The 18844-nt window shown below is 67.3% G+C and carries 19 protein-coding genes and 1 pseudogene; 8 read left to right on the top strand and 12 right to left on the bottom strand.

Annotation, left to right across the window (positions count from 1 at the left end; all coding sequences use genetic code 11):
• Positions 1-289: 289 nt before the first annotated feature.
• The 3 genes from HUN07_RS14255 to HUN07_RS14245 all read left to right on the top strand — a co-directional run bounded on the left by HUN07_RS14255 (position 290) and on the right by HUN07_RS14245 (position 2411).
• Entirely contained in the window at positions 290-784 is a 495-nt protein-coding gene (locus HUN07_RS14255) for a DUF1877 family protein (protein ID WP_174910422.1), read from the top strand.
• 244 nt (positions 785-1028) lie between these two features.
• Positions 1029-1409, top strand: a complete 381-nt coding sequence (locus HUN07_RS14250; RefSeq protein ID WP_174910420.1) for a hypothetical protein — start codon at positions 1029-1031, stop codon at positions 1407-1409.
• 531 nt (positions 1410-1940) lie between these two features.
• A complete protein-coding gene (locus HUN07_RS14245) occupies positions 1941-2411 on the top strand; it encodes a DUF3995 domain-containing protein (RefSeq protein WP_174910418.1) in 471 nt (156 codons plus the stop codon).
• Positions 2412-2438: 27 nt separating this feature from the next.
• Here HUN07_RS14245 and HUN07_RS14240 read toward each other — a convergent pair whose 3' ends face one another.
• On the bottom strand, positions 2439-2615 hold the full coding sequence (locus HUN07_RS14240) for a hypothetical protein (protein WP_174910416.1): 177 nt from the start codon (positions 2613-2615) through the stop codon (positions 2439-2441).
• Between the two features lie 428 nt (positions 2616-3043).
• Between HUN07_RS14240 and HUN07_RS14235 the strand changes: the two genes are divergently transcribed.
• Complete coding sequence (locus HUN07_RS14235; protein WP_114723548.1) at positions 3044-3655, top strand: hypothetical protein; 612 nt, start codon at positions 3044-3046, stop codon at positions 3653-3655.
• 64 nt (positions 3656-3719) lie between these two features.
• Here HUN07_RS14235 and HUN07_RS14230 read toward each other — a convergent pair whose 3' ends face one another.
• The 6 genes from HUN07_RS14230 to HUN07_RS14205 all read right to left on the bottom strand — a co-directional run bounded on the left by HUN07_RS14230 (position 3720) and on the right by HUN07_RS14205 (position 9750).
• Positions 3720-4508 (bottom strand): SDR family NAD(P)-dependent oxidoreductase, encoded by a 789-nt coding sequence (locus tag HUN07_RS14230; RefSeq protein ID WP_174910414.1) that lies wholly within the window; start codon positions 4506-4508, stop codon positions 3720-3722.
• A 556-nt stretch (positions 4509-5064) separates the two neighbouring features.
• A complete protein-coding gene (locus HUN07_RS14225; RefSeq protein ID WP_174910412.1) occupies positions 5065-5487 on the bottom strand; it encodes a hypothetical protein in 423 nt (140 codons plus the stop codon).
• Between the two features lie 125 nt (positions 5488-5612).
• Positions 5613-5825 (bottom strand): hypothetical protein, encoded by a 213-nt coding sequence (locus HUN07_RS14220; RefSeq protein WP_174910411.1) that lies wholly within the window; start codon positions 5823-5825, stop codon positions 5613-5615.
• Positions 5826-6302: 477 nt separating this feature from the next.
• Entirely contained in the window at positions 6303-7169 is an 867-nt protein-coding gene (locus HUN07_RS14215; protein WP_174910409.1) for an ABC transporter ATP-binding protein, read from the bottom strand.
• The gene (locus HUN07_RS14210; RefSeq protein ID WP_254622996.1) at positions 7166-8164 is read right to left on the bottom strand and encodes a FecCD family ABC transporter permease; all 999 of its coding nucleotides are present in this window, start codon (positions 8162-8164) and stop codon (positions 7166-7168) included. The genes HUN07_RS14215 and HUN07_RS14210 overlap by 4 nt, the downstream gene beginning before the upstream one ends.
• Positions 8165-8268: 104 nt before the next feature.
• On the bottom strand, positions 8269-9750 hold the full coding sequence (locus HUN07_RS14205; RefSeq protein ID WP_174910405.1) for an iron chelate uptake ABC transporter family permease subunit: 1482 nt from the start codon (positions 9748-9750) through the stop codon (positions 8269-8271).
• A 184-nt stretch (positions 9751-9934) separates the two neighbouring features.
• Between HUN07_RS14205 and HUN07_RS14200 the strand changes: the two genes are divergently transcribed.
• Positions 9935-10675, top strand: coding sequence for a hypothetical protein (locus HUN07_RS14200; RefSeq protein WP_174910404.1), 741 nt, complete (start codon positions 9935-9937; stop codon positions 10673-10675).
• 283 nt (positions 10676-10958) lie between these two features.
• Positions 10959-11420, top strand: coding sequence for a PaaI family thioesterase (locus HUN07_RS14195; protein WP_114723597.1), 462 nt, complete (start codon positions 10959-10961; stop codon positions 11418-11420).
• A 9-nt stretch (positions 11421-11429) separates the two neighbouring features.
• Here the strand turns inward: HUN07_RS14195 and HUN07_RS14190 are convergent, their stop codons facing one another.
• The 4 genes from HUN07_RS14190 to HUN07_RS14175 all read right to left on the bottom strand — a co-directional run bounded on the left by HUN07_RS14190 (position 11430) and on the right by HUN07_RS14175 (position 16399).
• Positions 11430-12803, bottom strand: coding sequence for an NAD(P)/FAD-dependent oxidoreductase (locus HUN07_RS14190; RefSeq protein WP_174910402.1), 1374 nt, complete (start codon positions 12801-12803; stop codon positions 11430-11432).
• 159 nt (positions 12804-12962) lie between these two features.
• Positions 12963-14336: an MFS transporter gene (locus HUN07_RS14185; protein ID WP_174910400.1), complete on the bottom strand. Its 1374-nt coding sequence runs from the start codon at positions 14334-14336 to the stop codon at positions 12963-12965.
• 520 nt (positions 14337-14856) lie between these two features.
• Positions 14857-15237, bottom strand: coding sequence for a hypothetical protein (locus tag HUN07_RS14180; RefSeq protein ID WP_174910399.1), 381 nt, complete (start codon positions 15235-15237; stop codon positions 14857-14859).
• A gap of 136 nt (positions 15238-15373) precedes the next feature.
• Entirely contained in the window at positions 15374-16399 is a 1026-nt protein-coding gene (locus HUN07_RS14175; protein ID WP_254622509.1) for a tyrosine-type recombinase/integrase, read from the bottom strand.
• 431 nt (positions 16400-16830) lie between these two features.
• Here HUN07_RS14175 and HUN07_RS14170 point away from each other — a divergent pair, with 431 nt between their 5' ends.
• Complete coding sequence (locus HUN07_RS14170; protein WP_174910395.1) at positions 16831-17058, top strand: hypothetical protein; 228 nt, start codon at positions 16831-16833, stop codon at positions 17056-17058.
• 4 nt (positions 17059-17062) lie between these two features.
• Positions 17063-17377, top strand: a complete 315-nt coding sequence (locus HUN07_RS14165) for a DUF302 domain-containing protein (protein WP_174910393.1) — start codon at positions 17063-17065, stop codon at positions 17375-17377.
• Positions 17378-17729: 352 nt separating this feature from the next.
• On the opposite strand, the pseudogene HUN07_RS14160 reads toward HUN07_RS14165, so the two are convergent.
• Positions 17730-18660, bottom strand: a pseudogene (locus HUN07_RS14160) (quinone oxidoreductase family protein); the annotation flags it as partial.
• Positions 18661-18844: the final 184 nt, after the last annotated feature.

The following is an 18844-nucleotide window of genomic DNA, read 5'->3' as shown; positions in this document are numbered from 1 at the left end:
TCCGCCGCTGTCGGAGGGGAACGCGAGTCAGGTTCGAAAAGTCGTCAACTGGGGCTGCGGGCAACCCCTTTCGTGCGATGGTGACTCGTGCAGGGGGCCAGGTGACCGGAGCGGGGCAACGGTGCAGGTACGCCCGGCCGAGTGGCCGTACACCGACCGGGGCTCATCGACACCGATATCTCCGCTGATGAGGTGCCGACGTGGCCAGGACCGCAGTTCGGAACGATCGGAACGCGTCGAATCCCTGCCGCGCAGTCGGATGCGCAGGCACAGCCGTTAGCGTGACACCATGGAACTTGGGGTGCATTTCGCGCTTTCCGACCGCGTGGCAGCGGAACTTCTCGGCGCGCGTGGCGACGACGGCAGGCTCGGCGCGGTGGTCGAGGACATCGAGGAGACTGGGCGCTCCGAGTTCTCGTGCGACACGGACAAGGCGTGGGACCCGATCCTGTGCTCCCTCTCCAGCGCCGGGTACCAGCGCGCGCCCGAGCACTGGCCGGCATACGGCGTGATCCTGGGGGACGAGGACCTCAACACGGACACCGACGACCAACTGATCACCTACCTGACGCCCGACCGGGTCGCTGAAGTCGCCGCATATCTGGCCGGCATCACCGAATCCGAGTTCGCCGCAGGCTACGACGCGATGCCGCTCGACGATCGCAATCCCGAGTACGGCGCCGACGAGCGCGCATACGCCTGGGGTTGGCTGCAAGAAGTGATCGACTTCTTCCAGCGCGCCACCCGCGACGATCGGCACGTGGTGTTCACCGTGCGGTTCTGACCGCCCGCGGCGCACCATCGCCGCACAGGTCCCGATCTTCCGCACCCGCCCGCCCGGACCGGGGGCAGATCACACTGGAGTCGAATTGGCGACAGTCGGCAGGGTGTCCCATAGACGATCGGATGGGTCGCGTAGCACCGTGGTGGTGCGGATTCGCCGCTTGTACCGACAGCGGTGTCGGTAACACCTACGCCCGCTGCGCGATCGACTTGGCAGGAACTGTCCGACGTGGGGGAGGATCGGAATGCTGAAGAAACTGGTGGTGAGTGCGGCGATCGCGACGGGTATCGCCGTGGCGGCGGCGCCGCAGGCGAGTGCGGCGGATCAGGCCTACGTTCCGCCACCTGGGTACGAGCTGAACACGAGGTATTTCAAGCTTCCGTGGGAGCCCAGCAGGTCGTGGGACAACAACTCGAACCTGCTCAGTCCGTTCGGTACGAGCGACATCTACTGCTACACCTGGCCGGGGGCCGTGACCGGCCCGCTTCCGCTCGACTGCTTTCAACTCGATCCGTGGCGGCAGACGCATCAGCTGATGCGGATCCCGTTCGCGCAGAACTTGCACATCGTCAATCCGGTTCCGACCCCGCCGGGGCAGCTTCCGGGGGCGCTGGGATCGTCCTGACACGCGTCCGCGCGGCAGCACGGTCGCCATCAGGCTCGGAAGCCCGTTGACCAGTACGAGAATGGCGACAACGATGGCGATGCTCTCTCCTGGCCGTGGGTCCCAGATTTCGTTGCCAATGGAGAGCGCACCGGCGATGCTCGCCGAGTTCGGGCGTGGGAGGGAAATACTCGTCCCAACTGTCGGCGGCAGTCTCTGACCACATGACGGAGGTCAATTGCTCCTGCACTCGCCAGACAGTAGAGCCGGGGACCGACAGGCACGTACTACTCGCCGCGGCTCCATTCCTTCACAGGATCTTCTCGCCCGCCCCCGCCCCCGCCTCGATCACCGCCGACTTCGAGTCCTCCGTGACAATCCATCGTCCGCCGCTTCGCCTGTCGTGCGTCAAGTATCTGGCAGGGTCGGCGAAGTCCTTCGCGTGCGAAGGGGGAGCAGGTGACTGTCACATCCGTCGCAGCAGCTGCCTCTCCGGCAGGCGCGGGACCGGGCAGCAGGTCCGTCCTGCGGTGCCCGCGATAGGTTGGCGGTATGGCTACTCTCCCGGTCTTCACCGATCGTGCCCTGGGAACGAAGGCTCGCATCGCAGGCCTGACCGGCTCGTCGGCGCTCGCAGCGGCGGCATTGGTCCACACGGCGTGGGGCCTCGGTTCGGCATGGCCGATGCGCAGCCGCGCCGATTTGGCCGATGCCGTGGTGGGGAGCGACGCCATGCCTGATGCTCGGGCCTGCTTCGCTGTTGCTGGACTCGCAGCGGCGGCGGCCGCGTTGGTGGCGGGAGTGGGCAGGATGGGCAGGGCCGCAACGGTGGCGAGGGTCGCCTTGGGCGCCGGCGTTGCAGCGCGCGGCGTTGCAGGCGGACGGGCAGCCACCAAGGTCCTCGGTCTGGAAGAACCCTCACCACGCTTCGTCCGGTTGGACAACGCGGTGTACCGGCCGCTCTGCCTCGGTACGGCCGCAGCCATCCTCACCGCCGCAGTCACGTACCCGGGAATCGACTGAGCGCTCTTCGATGGTGACTGGAGGTGGCTACTGCGCCTCAGCTCGACCCGTCCGGCGGCGCTCGGAGAGGACCCATGCCGCCGACTCACGGACGTCGACGTCGGCGGCAAGCCGAGTGAGGAGATCGTCGACGCCGGGAGCACGCCACGCGGCATCGGCAAGCTGAGCCAGTAGAACGTTTCGCGGTTCGAACGGGCCATCCATCTCATGCGGCCTACGCTCACGCAATCGGGCCGCCCCGTAACTACCGAAAGGCGCGCATCCTTCACACGTACACGGCGCTGTCCCATGTGCATCAGGAAAGTACCGCCACCCCGGCGAACGCGGCGCCGGACGGATCTGCCTGATCTCGCCAGCTTGGATGCCCCTGGGCACGAACACCTCCCAGCCGCGAGGATCGTCCAAGCGACGCACGACGGCCGCAGCTTCCGCCGCGTGACAGGGACGAGCCCTGTGGTTGTAGACGACTTCAAGCCCGCCTGGCGGACGCGCTGCGACTGGCCAGTCTTCGTGCATTGTTTTCTCCCGAGTTCGTAGACCGGCAGACGGTAGGGGAGAAACAGAGGGTCCAAGCTCCCGCCGCCTAGCATCGTTTCGAGTCGGCGACTGACGCCGACCGGAACCAGGGGGCGATGGTGCGCTGGCTGATTTCGATTATCGCCGTGATGGGACTGGCGGGTGCACTTCCGCTGGCCGCACCGACGCAGGCGCACGCGTGCTCGTGCGTCTACGACCCTGACGGACCCCAGATCATCGACCTGGTCTCGAATGCCGCGTCGGTCTTCACGGGTGCTGTCACCGCCGAGCACGTCGAAGATCAGACCGCGTTCTACGAGTTCGAAGTCCGCGAAGTATTCACAGGTGACATCGGCACGACGACAACGGTTTCGTCCAGCGTGCAAGGCGCTGCTTGCGGCCGTAGTTTCGAGGTCGGCACCGAGTACATCGTCTTCACCTCCACATACGAGACCGCCGGCGCCCAATGGTCGGTCAACAGCTGCTCAGCCACAACACAATCGTCGAACGACCGAACCCGTGAAGCTGCGGTCACGGTCTACGGGGAACCCCGACCACCCACCCTGAGAAAGGCCCCCGTCGCGCAAGACGGAGCACCTATGACGATTGAGGGTACCGGGACCGAACGTAACCCGCTGCTACCGTGGCCCGCCATCACCATCACCGCTATCACCACCGCGCTGGCAGCGATCCTGCTTTATCGACGGCGGCGGCACCACCAGCGATAGGCCCTCATCCAGAGCGCGGTGGCCGTGCGGGGCTCGGGCCCGGCTCCGCCGCCGTCGGTGCAACCTACCTGGGCATCCGGCGCCAGATTGCTTGCGGCAGCATGCGCGCGGCGAAGTAGGCTGGGCGGGTCAGGGCAGGAACCCATATTCGGATCCGATTGTTGCGCAGGCCTTTCACGACCGCGTTCGCGATTTGACCGGGGGTGCTGGGTAGTGGAGCGGGGCTCATGCCTTCGGTCATGCGGCCGATGACGAATCCGGAACGCACCAGCAAGAGATGAACGCCGCTGCCATGCAGGGCGTCTCCGAGTCCGCTGGCGAATCCGTCGAGGCCGGCTTTGGCCGATCCGTAGACATAGTTGGCCTTGCGTACCCGTATGCCCGCTACGGACGAGAAGACCACGATCTGGCCGCTACCTTGAGCACGCAGCAGATTGGCCAGCACGGTGAGAACGCTGACCTGCGCTACGAAGTCGGTGTGAACTACTGCGAGTGCGTGTGCCGGGTCCCGTTCCGCCAGGGCTTGATTGCCAAGGACTCCGAATGCGAGCACCGCGACACCAATCGGGCCGTGCTCGGCGGTGATGGTCTCCAGCAGACCTGGGTGGCTCGCAGTGTCGTCGGCGTCGAACTCCACACAGTGGATTGCAGATGCGCCGGCTGTGTGTACGAGTGCGGTCTCGTTGGCCAAGTCGTCACTGCGTCGCGCCGCCAGAATCACTACCCGCCCGGGCGCCAGTCGCCGAGCCACCTCGAGCCCGATCTCACTTCGCCCGCCGAGAACCAGTACCGCACCCGCATCGGTTGCACCGGTATCGAATTCCCGTTGCGTCCCCTCGTACGTGTCGTCCATTCCAAACAGAGTAGAACACGTTTCAAGTTGCCGGCCGTGGACAACGTCGGCGCCGGGGGTGTCGGCGAGTGGGTCGGTGGTGCCCTGGCGGCTGTCAGGCATTGTCTAGACAGACCCGCTACCGGTGGCTGATTCCGGCACGAGCCCGATCGGTCAGGGGTCGTGCCGCTGACAGGAGAGTTTGAGACGAGCGCCTGGGGACAACAGCGCGAACTAGACATATTGCCCTTATTTTCGACGACCGACCAGGCGGATTCAGCCTCGCTGATCGCACGTGCACTGACCTCGGTTCGAACGTAATCGATGAAGATTCGCCATCGATTCCGAACCGTGCTTGATCGGTGGGCACGCTGACATGCGTGCTCCACCGCGCTGGCCAGGCGGTCGATGCTCTCGAGGTACGCAAGGCGACGAGGGCGTGGGAGGTCGCTGAGTCGAGTGATGGTGGGGTCGTCGGTCAGCAGGGCCCCGACATCGGGCGGTGCGTCATATTCACTGGTGGACCACGAGGACCGACGACACGGGGTCCGCTCACGCCGAGTCCGGGATACACCGGTTACGCGAGGTTTCGGGTGGGTGGGCGTCCGATAGCCGCGTCGACGAGATCCGCAGCAGACTTCAATCCGAGACCTCGATGTTGTTCACGCAGCGCCTTGATCGCCGAGATGCGGTCCGATGTCGATGCGATCGCCGACTCCACATCCGAGGCCGGAACATCCTCGGGTGCAACGAACGTGAGTTCAGGCTTTCTTCCTCGGGTCAAGCCGAAGCGCTTGCGCCACAAAGTGATGGCTTCGGTCGCGAAGGCGACGATGCCTCCTGCGACGACCACGACGACAACCCAGTTCCATACAGTCGGGTGCTCGACGGCCTCGCCAACGCGGGAAGGCAGAACAATCAGAGGGAACAGGACTGTGCCGACGGTAGCGGCCCATCGCTGAATGACCTCGCTCTCGAGTACCTGCACGACCTTCGACATTCCACCCCTTGGCGATCCCGGTTCGATATCAACGAAGTTCTGAGGAGTCGGTTGCCAGCCGGCGCGAGAATCATCCTGCACGCGCTTACCCACGGGTCGCCCGAACGACCTTCACGACTGAGATTTCAGTTCGCGACGGTGCCCTCGTACCGGTGCACGAGGTATGCGTCCGCACCAGCAACAGGGCCGCTGTTCACCCACCGTGGCGGCTCGCACGATTCCCGTGTGGCGGCGGTCAGCGACTGCCAGGTACTGCGAGCAAGGCGGTCGATCTCGGGTTGGGGCACCTCCCGCCGCTCGATGACATCGAATGCGATCGTCTTCTGGTTCACACCCATGCCCGCCACCCTAGGTACGTTCGGCGCGTTCACAGGGGCAGTCGCCGAACTCATACAGGCTTGTTACCGTCCGGTGTTGAATCGCCAGGACACCGTCAAGTGTTTTCCCGCAATGGGTTTCAAATCTGGATCGACATCGTCGGGATCAGAGAAGTCGATATCTGTGGTCGACGTCGACACGTCCCCTGACTCGCGGCCACCGCGACGACGAGATGACCTCGTATCCCTGCTCTTTCGAAATGCGCCCGATCAGGATCGCGCCTGAAACCGGAACACGCGCAGGCCATCGCCCTGTTCGTCCGGGTTGCATGCACGGTGATCGTGGGTAGCGTCGATAGTGGCCGCCGGTTGGGATGGACCACCGATCGTGGTCGGGTGGCAAGCTCGGGGCAACTCCAAACGCTGCGGCGCGGTGGGGTCGTGAGCGATCTGGGCGGCACCCGGCGAGGCGAACACTCGCGGGTGCTGTCCTTCTGATCACCCGTCTTGCGTCGGCCCACCCACCGCACCGTAGACGTGCCGCGTCCCGATGGGGATGATCAGCGGCCGGTCGGAGACGGGATCGTCGATGACCGCCGCCTCGAGCCCGAACACCTCCAGGAGCAGCTCCGCCGAGATCACGTCCTGCGGCGCACCGGAAGCGACGATCCGGCCCTCCGACATGACGATCAGGTGGTCGCTGTAGCGGACCGCGAGGTTGAGGTCGTGCAGCACCATGATCACGGTGCGGCCCAGCTCCTCGTGCATCCGGTCCACCAGGTCGAGGACCTCCACCGAGTGCGACAGGTCGAGGTAGGTGGTCGGCTCGTCGAGCAGCAGGATGTCGGTGCCCTGCGCGAGCGCCATCGAGATCCACGCCCGCTGGCGCTGCCCACCCGAGAGTTGGTCGACAGGGCGATCGGCGAGGTCGGCGACCCCGGTCAGCGCGAGCGCGTGCGCCACCTCGGTCTCGTCGTCGGACGACCACTGGCGGATCCACGACTGGTGCGGATGCCGACCGCGGGCGACCAGGTCGGCCACCGTCAGGCCCTCGGGGGCGACGGGCGCCTGCGGCAGCATGCCGAGCGTTCGGGCGACATCCTTGGTGCGCATCGTCGTGATGGCCTTGCCGTCGAGCAGGACGGTGCCCGCGCGCGGCTTGAGCAGCCGGCCCAGCGCCCGCAGCATCGTCGACTTGCCGCACCCGTTGGGGCCGATCACGGTGGTGATCACGCCGGTGGGGATCTCGACGTCGAGGCCCTCGACGATCATGCGGTCGCCGTAGCCGAGAGTGAGGCTCTCGGCGACCAGTCGCGGCGCGGGGGAGGACAGTGCCGGCTCGGTGACAAGGGAGTGCTGGGTCATGCCGAGACCTTCCGGTTGTTGCGGACGAGGAGGTACAGGAGGAACGGGCCGCCGAGCGCCGAGGTGACGATGCCGACGGGCAGTTCCACGGGGAGGACGGTGCGGGCGATGATGTCGCTGCCCACGACCAGCACGGCCCCGGTGAGCGCGGACGCGAGGATCGGCGGCCCGGCGGAGCGGACCAGGCGCATCGCGACCTGGGGCGCCGCGAGTGCGACGAATCCGACGGGACCGGCCGCGGCGGTGGCGATCGCGGCCAGGATCACCGACGCGAACAGCAGCTTCGCCTGCTCGGACTGCTGCCGGACGCCGAGGGACCGGGCGTTGTCGTCGCCCAGGCGCAGCGCGCCGAGGGTGAACGCCGCGATGATCGCCCAGCCGCCGATCACGGCGAGCGCGATCGCCACCGGCCACACCTGACCCCACCCGGCGCCGTTCAGCGACCCGTTGAGCCACACCTTGGCGCGGGAGACGTCGTTGATGTCGGCGGAGATCAGCAGCCACCCGGTGACCGCGATCAGCATCGCGTTGATGCCGATGCCGATGAGGATCAGCCGGTAGCCCTCGACACCCTGCCGCCAGGCCAGGAGGTAGATGACGGTGGCGGTGAGCAGGCCGCCGACGAGCGCGGCCAGCGGGATGCCCAGCGTGGCGAACAGGCCGACGAAGGAGCCGCCGCCGCCGCCGAGGACGATCAACGCGACCGCCGCCGCGCTCGCGCCCGACGTGATGCCGAGGATGTCGGGGCTGGCCAGCGAGTTGCGCGCGATGGACTGGGTGATCGCACCGGAGATGCCGAGCGCGACACCGATGAGCACCGCGGTCAGCGCGCGGGGCAGACGCAGGTCCATCACGATGAACCGCTGCACCTTGCTGCCGCCGCCGAACAGGACGTTGGTGACCTCCGGGACGGACAGCGGGAAGTCGCCGCGGCCGATGCCGACGCACACCAGCAGGAACAGCGCGACCGCGAGCACCACGTTGACGACGATCATGTAGGGCCGCAGCACCAGCGAGATCGGGCCGAGCCGGAACGCCGGCCGGGACGGTACCGCCGCGGGGGTGCCGTCGGCGGCGTCGGGGAGAGTATTCAGGACGCTCACAGGCTGGCCAGCTTCCTGCGCCGAACGAGCGCGATGAAGAACGGGGCACCGACGACGGCCAGCACGATGCCGACCTGCAGTTCGCCGGGACGGACCACGACTCGGCCGATGACGTCGGACATGACCAACATCAGGCCGCCGAGCAGTCCGGCGTAGGGGACGAGCCAGCGGTAGTCGGGGCCGGTGATCGCGCGGGCGACGTGCGGTACGACCAGTCCGATGAACGCGATCGGTCCGCACGCGGCGGTCGCGGCGCCGGTGAGCAGCGTGATCGCGACGATGCCGATCGTGCGCGAGACCGCGACGTTGGTGCCGAGCGACCGGGCGACGTCCTCACCGAGGCTGATCACGTTCAGGCTCGGGGTACTGGCGATCGCGATGACCAGCCCGAGGATCAGGAACGGCAGCACCTGCCACAGGATGTCGTAGCCGCGGCCGGCGACCGATCCGACGACCCAGAACCGGTAGCCGTCGAGGCTGGTCTGGTCGAGGATCACGACCGCGTTCGTCATGGCCTGGAGGAAGAAGGCGACGGCCGCGCCCGCGAGCGCCAGGCTCAGCGGGCTCGCCTTCCCGTTGCCGATCGAGGACAGCCCGAAGACGACGACGCTGGCGAGGGCCGAGCCCGCGAACGCGAACCACAGGTACTGGCCCGGTGACGTGAGGCCGAGGGTGTAGATCGCGATCACCACGAGGAACGCGGCGCCGGCGTTGAGGCCGAGCAGGCCGGCGTCGGCGAGCGGATTTCGGGTGTGTCCCTGGATCAGTGCGCCGGCCACGCCGAGGGCGATGCCGACGACCAGACCGAGGAGGGTGCGTGGGATCCGGAGGGTGCGCACGATGATGTCGGTCTCGCCGCCGGTCGAGGAGAACAGTGCGTGGAAGATCTCGGCGAACGACAGCGGACGGGCGCCGACGGCGATGCTCGCGAACAGCACGAGCGCCAACAGGACTGCGAGGGCGAGCAGGCCCAGGATCCGACGCCGGCGCACGGCGGCGAGGGACGTGTCGGGGGTGATCGGGGTGAAGCCGTCCGCGCGCGCGGTGGCCTCGCGGACCACCTCGGCACCGGAGACGATCCCGGGTACCCGCCGCACCGCACGCCGGACGCCGATGGGCGCACCGGTCTCGGCGTCCCGGGTCACCAGCCCGCACCAGCCCTTGCCGACGGTGGTGCCCGTGTTCCCTTCACGGAATCCGCGATTCCAGACGAACAATCCGATTGCTATCAGCAGCGCGGCTCCGCCGAATACGACGCGGTCGGCCTCGCCGCCGCCGTTGGCGTCACGCAGCGAATCGACGAGGTACCACCCGAGGACGAGGGGTGCCGCGACGACGCCGAGGTCGACGAGATTCGCCAGCAGGCGCAGGGCTGTCGGCGCCGGGCCTTGCGGGACAACCTCTTTCCCGAAATCCGACTGCGGTTTGGTGTGCCTCGACGCATCCGGGTTCGTATCCGGGAGGCGGGTCGTCGTCACGGCTGGGGTGCTCCTTGGGGAGGTAACGCTGTCGAGCGTCAGGTTACGGAAGCCTAACCGAACGTGCGAGGGAGGTATCCGCTCCGCGGCTCGAATAGACCCCCTGGTTCGACAATGGTTAGGCTAGCCTACGCTTGCCGAAGAACTACTCGACGGAACTAACCGAACGCTTGATGGAGGCTCGATGTCCGCGACCGCGCAATTCCAGTTCACCGTGTCCGAGGCAACGGCACTGGCGGACTCGTGTTCGCGACTGCGCGACGTCTCGCCGGACTACCCGCGGGTCTACGCGGTCGCGACGATGGCGCATCAGGGCAAGCGGCGGTGGTGGCCGATCGCGTCGTGCGCCGGAGGCGGGGAGCCGGCCGAACTGCAGGGTCATCGAGTGGGTCAGATGTACGAGCGCATGCTCGACGATCTGCACTCCCCGGACGCGGCCGCGATACAGGTGGCGTCGGCGCTCGTGCACGCGGTGGTCGGCCGGGTCGCGGCGCTCGTGGTGCTGGAGGGGCGAGCGTGGGACCCCGGCGTGGACAACCTCTGGATCCACATGGACAGCGACAGCGGCATCGACTGGGCGGGCGTCGTGGACGACACGCTGCGTGTGTTGCCCGACGACGGTCTGGCCGGCTCGCGCGACGTCGTCACCCTGCCGTGTGAGCGAGCCCTACTGGTGTGGACTGCGCACCGCTGCGTCACGTCGCTGTCGGCGATTCGGTGCGCACTGGACGGATTCGCGTCCGTCGACCAGCTGCGACTCGGCAGCCTGGTCGCCGACGCGGTCCTGGGCGTGACGACGCGGGTACCGATCCTGGCGGGTTCGTCGCAGTCTGTCGCGTCCCGGCGCGGTCAGGGCCTGCTGGACGCGTTCGAGGCTGCGGGTGTTCCGGTGCGCACGCGGGCCATGCTGGCGCACGCCTGCTGACGAAGGGGTTGACGAAGGGGTTGACGAATTAGGGCAGCCTTTCCTATTCTCGATTCATCAATACTGCTGGACCGTGCCGGAGTCCTGAGGGCTGCAGTGACTCCCGGTCCCCTCCACGGCGGGTTCCGCGCATATGGCGCGGAACCCGCCGGTTCGTCTTTCCGGCGGGTCGAGTGCGTGCCGCCGACGGCGGTGGATCACTATGACGAGGTACATATTCGGCAGGCGGGTCGGTCGGGCACCTCGGGGCTCGGTCGCCCTACCAGAATCGATGGAGCAGATCATGGCGAGCGAGGCAGAGCACGCATTCGTGCTGGGGGACGGGGCGGATCCCGCCGAGGTCAACGCATTCCTCAACAAGGGCTTCGGCGAGGCGCTCGGCCTCGAGTTCACCGAACTGACCGCGGACCGCGTTCGTGCGCAGTGGAAGGTGACGCCCGCGCTGTACCAGCCGTGGGGCATCATGCACGGCGGCGTGCACTGCGCGGTGATCGAATCGGTGGCGAGCATCGCCGCCAGCATCTGGCTCGGCGACCGCGGTCACGTCGTCGGCGTCAACAACAACACCGACTTCCTGCGCGCCGCCCGCGACGGAGTGCTGTTCGCGGAGGGCACCCCGGTGCATCGGGGCCGCACCCAGCAGTTGTGGCTCGTGACCGTGACGGACGAGCAGCAGCGCCTCGTCGCTCGCGGGCAGGTCCGACTGCAGAACATCACCGAGACGTCCGCGCTCGGCAACAAGTAGCGGGGTCGGTCAACCGACCTCACGTGATTCGGCGGCGCGACGCGCTCGACTCTGCTCCTGCAGCAGGTCGATCGCGTTGCGCGCGAACACCTGCTGCTCGGTGGACGCCATCTGCGCACGCCCGCGGCCGAGGAACGAGACCGTCCACGAGATCACCGTCGACAGGCGACTACGGAACCCGATCAGGTACATCAGGTGGATCACCAGCCAGGCGATCCAGCCGATGAAGCCGCTGATCTCGAGCTTGCCGACCTGCGCGACCGCGCTGAACCGGGAGATCGTCGCCATCGAGCCCTTGTCGAAGTACTTGAACGGCTGCCGATCCTCGGACCGGGCGTCGTCGAGTCCCGCCCGAATCTCCTTGGCGGCGTACTTCCCGCCCTGCATCGCGACCTGCGCCAGCCCGGGCAACTTGTCCAGCGCCATCATGTCGCCGATGACGAACACGTTCGGATAGCCCGGCAACGTCAGATCCGGATTCACGTGCACGCGGCCGGCCCGGTCCACCTCCGCTCCGGACTGCTCACCGAGCTGCTTGCCCAGCGGACTGGCCTGCACGCCGGCGGACCACACCTTGCACTGCGACTCGATCCGGGTGTCGGTGCCGTCCTTGTGCCGCACGACCAGCCCGTCTACGTCGACGTCGGTGACCATCGCGTTCAACTGGATCTCCACGCCGAGCTTCTCGAGCCGTTCGGCGGCCTTGCGGCTCAGCTTCCCGCCGTACACCGGCAGCACGGCGGGGGCGCCGTCGAGGAGGATGACCCGGGAATCGCTCGGGTTGATCCGACGGAATGCGCCCTGCAGCGTGCGATGGGCGAGTTCGGCGATCTGGCCGGCCAGTTCGACGCCCGTCGGTCCGGCGCCGACCACCACGAACGTGAGCAGACGGGCGCGTTCCTCGGGATCGTCGGACAACTCGGCCTGCTCGAACGCCCCCAGGATGCGGCCCCGCAGCTCGAGCGCGTCGTCGATCGTCTTCATGCCGGGCGCGAACTCGGCGAAATGATCGTTGCCGAAATACGACTGCCCGGCACCCGCGGCCACGATGAGCGAATCGAACTCGGTGACCGTCGTCCGGTCCAGCAGCCGCGAGGTGACCGTCCCGGCCTTCAGGTCGATCGTCTCGACATCGCCGAGCAGGACCTCGGCGTTCTTCTGCTTGCGTAGCACCATCCGTGTCGCCGGTGCGATGTCGCCGACCGAGAGGATGCCGGTCGCCACCTGGTACAGCAGCGGCTGGAACAGGTGATGGGTGGTCCTCGCGATGAGGGTGATGTCGACGTCGGCGCGCTTGAGGGCCTGCGTGCCGAACAATCCGCCGAAGCCGGATCCGATGACCACGACGCGATGGCGGCGGGGTTGTGTCGAGGCGATGCTCATTCCGCGCTCCTCGAGGCTCGTCGAAACGTGCTGACCTAGTCACCGTAACCGCCCGGTGGTCACCCGTCCCGCCAACTCGGGCGTCGGAACACCCCGCAGACGACGGTGGGCGGTGGGGATGAACCCCACCGCCCACAGTCGGACGTCACAGTGCGACCGTCACTTGCGGTCGTACACGCTTCCGCGGCGGATCAACAGCGTGAAGCCGATCGTGATGAGCCCGAGGCCGACCATCATCGTCGCGACCGTGTTGAGGCCGCTGACGGTCGGTGCGACGCCACCGGCGGCGGCGGCCGACGACGCGAGCAGCATCGTCGCGATCGAGGTGCCGATGCCCTGACCGCCGGTGCGCAGCACCGAGTTCGTGCCGGTCGCCTCGCTGGTGTTGCCCTCCGGGACCGCCTCGACGATCAGGTTCGGCAGTGCCGTGTACGCGAAGGCGGTGCCGATCGACACGGTGATGATCATCGCGACCATGCCGGCGACCGAGTCGTGGAAGACGATGAGCATCGCGCTGCTGATCGTGAACAGCGTCGTACCGAGCAGCATCGACACCCGCGAGCCGACGGTCCGGGTGATGCGGCCACTGAGCGGCGTGCACACGAAACCGAACATCGAACCGATGAACGACAGCCAGCCGGCGTTGGTGGCGGAGATGCCCAGACCGAACGACGCGGTGGTCGGGGACTGCAGGATCATCGGGATGATCATGGTGCTGATGCCCATCGGGCCGACTGCGATCGCCAGGGTCGCGCACATCGTCAGCGCCACCTTGCGGTCGGTGAACAGGCGCACGTTCACGATCGGGTCCTTCACCCGCAGCTCCCACAGCACCCACAGGGCGAGGACGACGAGACCGCCGACCACCAGGCCGAGTGTCTTCGCGTCGGTCCAGCCCCACGCTCCCGACTTGTTGATGCCCAGCAGGACGGCCGCGATCGCCGGGGCGAATGCGAGGGTGCCGAGGTAGTCGACCTTCTGTGTGGTCCCCGTGGGCGGGCGCCACGGCAGAACGAACAGCACCAGCAGCAGCGCCATCACCGCATAGACCGCCGCGACGACGAAGATCATGTGCCAGCTCGCGTGGTCGAGCATCACGCCGGCGACCAGCAACGACGCCGAACCGGCCGCGACGGCCGAGCCGGAGATGACTGCAATGGCGACGGGGACCTTCGCGGCCGGGAGGTGCTCGCGGGCCAGGCCGATGCACAGCGGGAGGATCGCGCCGGCGACACCCTGGATGGCGCGGCCGACGATGATGCTGCCGATGCTGTCACCGATCGCACTGATGAACGAACCGAGGGCGGCAGCACCGAGCAGGACGACCAGCACACGCTCGCGTCCGTACATGTCGCCGAGGCGGCCGCACACCGCGGCCGATGCGGCTGCCACCAACAGGAACGCCGTGACAGCCCAGCCGACCGTGGCGGCGTCGCTGTTGAACTCCTTGATGAACGTGGGGATGGCGGCGTACACCATTGACGTCTCGAACGCGCTGATGATCTCGACCAGAACGAGAACGGTGATGATCACCCATGCAGGGCGCTGCCGGGCATACCGTCCGCGCGGTGCGGGCGCCGCCGACGTGGCACGAGTGTCTGCAGTAGCTGTCACTGAAGTTGATGTCCAGACTCTTGACTGGCCCGAATTACGGGCTGTGCTGCGGGAATTCGAAGAACTGCGAGGTCGTCGCGTCCACGGGCAAGCCGCTATGGGTGAGCGTCGCTTCTGTTCCGTTGGTCACAGAGTGTGCCAACTCACTTTCCCGGCATCGGAGGTCTGCGCACTCAGTGGGACCTGATGGTGACCGCCGTTACAGCGGCGAACTGGGGGAACGGGGGAAACCGCTGATCAGGGCGTCGGCACCCGAGGGCCCCGCTACCCGAGCCATCCCGTTGGATGAGACCACGACGGGATCGGCAATGTGGTCCGTGCTCCGCGACGCGCAACCGGGTGCGTCGAACCGCCGGAACAAACCGTTGACCAGTGTCGCAGGTCCCGAAAGCTTTGGCAGCGGAACAGGGAAACCTGTGCTGTACGTGTGAGTACGGGGTCAGTCGTGCGCCGGGCAGCGGTGCATCTGAGCCGACACGATCGCCGCCACCAACTCGTCGATCACGCCGTCCTGCAGGTGGACAGTGGTTTCCACGCCGTCGACGTCGACACAGCGGAGCAGTATCCGCCGACCGTGCGCCTCGACGTAGGTGTCGTCGTCCACGCACCACGTCGCACCGAGCTCCGTCGGCGGCACGATCGGGACACTGACGAAGTCCGGCCATATCGACGCGTGCCGATTGTGATCACGGTCGGCAGCGAAGTCGGGGGAGTCGGCGGACGACGCGGGCAGCGGCGCCACGAGTCGCAGGTGACGGGGCGTGGCGGCCGGGCCGACGTCGGCGTACATCGACGAATTCACCTTCTGCTCAGGGGACACACCGGAGAGGGCACACCGGAGAGGTCGAACAGGACAGCGGTATGCGCATCGACCGCCGCCGACCACCGTACGTCCCGAGTGGCGTTCCGGTATACGTATTCCGGGATGAAATGTCCGGAAACGACGAGCGGGTTCGTCAGCCGCCGTCGAGCATCCGATACAGCGGATTGCGGGCAGCGGCCTCACGCACGCCCGTTCCGGCGCCTTCGGTGTACACCTGCGTGGTGTTCATCGACTCGTGACCGAGCATCCGCATGAGGGTGAAGATGCTGACGTTCTCGTCGGCCATGTTCGTGGCGAAGGTGTGCCGGAACTGGTGGGTCAGCGCTCCCTTGGCGCGCTCGCCGTTGATCCCGGCCCGGCGGTACGCCCGGAGCACCCGGTACTGCAGCGTTCCGCGGGTGATCCGCGCGCCGTCGGCCCCCACGAACAGTGGATCGGCGCTGCGGAAGTGCTGCCACGGCGTGGCGTCGGCCGCCACCCGCTGCTTCGCGGTGCCGGGGAATCGTTCGATGCGAGACTCCAGATAGCCGGTCAACGCGGCCACCAACGCCGGCTCCGCGGTCGCCACCCGCTCCTTGCTGCCCTTCCCGCGCACCAGGATCACCCGTGCGCCGCCGTTCGACGGATCGGTGGCGCCGCGTACGTCGCCGATGTCGACCGCGATCAGCTCCGACGACCGCATCCCGGTCAGCAGCGCCATCAGGATGATCGCGAAATCGCGCTCACCCCACGGTCGGACCCCGTCGGTGTCGTCCTCCTGCAACGTCGCGATCAGCCGGGTGACGGCATCAGCAGGAAGCGCCTTGGGCAGCCGCTTCGGCGCCTTGGGGCGCAGCACCGCCGACATGGGGTTCGCGACGATCGCGTCGATCGAGAACAGGAAGTCGCACAGCGTGTTCCAAGTGGACCAGCACCGACGGATCGACGCCACCTCGTGCGATGCCGCGAACGCCGCGAACGCCTGCTGCATCGACTGCTTGGTGATCACCTCCACCGGAAGCACCGATGCGGCGAGCCCGGACTGCTCCGCGAGGTGCCCGGCGATGGCCGTGAAGTCCTGGCGGTACGCCTTGAGCGTGTGCGGTGACGGCTTCGCGGTGCTGCGGTGCAACAGGAACTCGCCGAACCAGGACTCGAGAAGCTGTCGATCGTCACTCACGTGGGCCTGCTCCAATGTCCTTCCGGGACTTCGACTGTCGGACGCGCGGCGAAAGTGTGTTCGAACCGCGCCCGACAAGTGTATCGGCTGCCGGCCCGGACCCGATCGATGTCCTCGGCGGCTGCTCGACTACAACCTCCGCGGTTAGTGTGGAGGGATCCGACCGCCCGGACGGCAGTTGCCGTCCTGAGGGTGAAGTACCAGTGATCGTGCGTTGAGAGGCAGAAGCCGTGCCGGCACCGTCGGGTGCGTGACCTCATACGTGCCTGTGGCTCGACCAGGACGCCGGCGGACCAGTCCGGTACGTCTCGACGACGAGGAGGTTCTCGTGTCAGGAACAGCACAGATCCTGGCACCTGATGGTTGCCACCACCTCACTGCGCTCGTCCGTCGACCACCCGCTGCGGAAAGACCTCGCCAGGAGACACGTCATGGCCGTTCGAGTCCCGATCGTCACACCGGTCGCTGTCAACCGTCTGCAGCTACCGGTCACGACCTCGTTGGACGACTTCCGGGCCCGATATGAACGGGCGGTCCCGGCCTTGGACTTCGATCAGGTCGCCGACTTCGTCGCCCGGAGAGCGCCGTGGGCCGAGATGCTCGATTTCATCGGCGCCGCCGCTCCGTTCGGGTTCCTGACCGAAGAACCAGGCCGATGAGGTGATGCGGCTCGCCGGGGACACCGCACCCTGCGTCGCCTACCTGATGGGCAACCACACCATCGCCGAACGGATGTTCCGCCACAACCCGGCGGCCATGCTCTACGCCCCGCTGCGCACTGTGCTCTGGCAGGACAGCTCGAGCCAGGCATGGTTTGCGGTCGACCAACCCAGCACCCAGTTCGGCAGCTTCAGTGCCCCCCGCATCACAGCGACCGGCCACGACCTCGACGCCGAACTCGCCGTCCTGCTCGCGCATCTCGGGCTCGATGTTCCACCCGCGCTCCAACCCGTTGATCTGCCACCGAAGCAGCCGTAACGAACCCGGATCACCACCGGCCGCCCGGACGGGTCCCCTCGCCGCGGCACGCCCCGGACGCAGACTATGTCCTGGTCCGCGCCCGACCTGCTGGGATTCCGCAGCACGTCGAACGCGCGAGTTCGACGCCGTTCGCCTGGCGGATGTGCTCGGAAGTTCGGGGTGAGGCGCGCGTGACGACCGCTTCACCCCCGATTTCACCCCGATGCAGCTTTCCCTGACGGAACTGTCTCGATACTTTATTGAGGGCCAGGCGCACCCCCCGACGTGTGCCTGGCCTCTAACTTCGACGATGTCCCGCTGTGCACGCCTGCGCAGCGGGACATCGTGCTTTCAAGGCAGATCCGTGACGCTACGGCGTCAAGACCGTCGAACCCCGGGTCCTGCGGCCTTCGAGATCGCGATGGGCCTGAGCGGCGGCCCTCAGTCGGTAGCGTTCGCCGACAGTGACCACGACGGACCCGGCCGCGATCGCATCGAGAACCTCACCGGCTCGCCAGACGAACTCGTCGTGTGTCCGGTTGAAGTGCCCTCGCGAGGGTCGGGTCAGGTACACCGATCCGGCAGCATTGAGGCGTTGGGGATCGACCGGAGGAACCGGCCCACTGGACGCACCGAACAGCGCCAGCGTGCCCCGGACCGCCAGGCTGGCCAGGCTGGCGTCGAAGGTCGACTTGCCGACGCCGTCGTACACTGCGGCGGCGCCGTTGCCTTCGGTGAGTGCACGGACGGTCGCAGCGAGTTCGTGTGGGTCGTCGGGGTAATCGAGTACCTCCACCGCACCGGCACCGCGGGACAGCTCGGCCTTCTCCGGCGTCGACACTGTCGTGATCACTCGGGCGCCCAGGCTGGTGGCCAACTGCGTCAGAATCAGCCCGACACCGCCGGCGCCGGCATGCACCAGCACGGTGTCGCCGCGCCGGACCGGGTAGACCGACTTGACCAGATAATGCGCGGTCAAGCCCTTCAGCAGCGCCGATGCGGCGATGTCGGGGGCGACTCCCTCCGGCACCCGCGCCAACAGACCCGCTGGTGCCACGCAGTAGTCGGCATACGCGCCCACTGCGTCCGCGCTGACCACCCGGTCGCCGACCAGAAACGCCGAGTTGCCGGCGCCGACCGCGGCGACGGTACCGCCCACCTCGCTGCCGACGGCGAACGGCAGCTCGTGCGGGTACAGGCCGGAGCGGAAGTAGGTGTCGAGAAAAGTTGACGCCGATCGCTTCGGCCTTGATCAACACCTCTTCCGGCCCCGGTGATGGCTGTGGCCTCTCGACGTAGGATCGTCATCGAGAATGATGCCGTCTGATGCGGTGACGGCCCACACGAGAGTTGGCGGCTGCGGCGCCGGCTCGCTCGTCAACGACGCACTGCCCGAGCAGAAGCAGGGTGTCACCGCTGAACACGTTACTCCGATCCCGCACCCGGTCCCGTCGGCGAATCGGTCGACAGCCGTCAGGTGTAGAG

The sequence above is a fragment of the Rhodococcus sp. W8901 genome (assembly GCF_013348805.1).
Lineage (GTDB): Bacteria > Actinomycetota > Actinomycetes > Mycobacteriales > Mycobacteriaceae > Prescottella.
The sequence above is the reverse complement of the archived record's forward strand: the minus strand, read 5'-3'. Positions and strand labels throughout refer to the sequence as shown.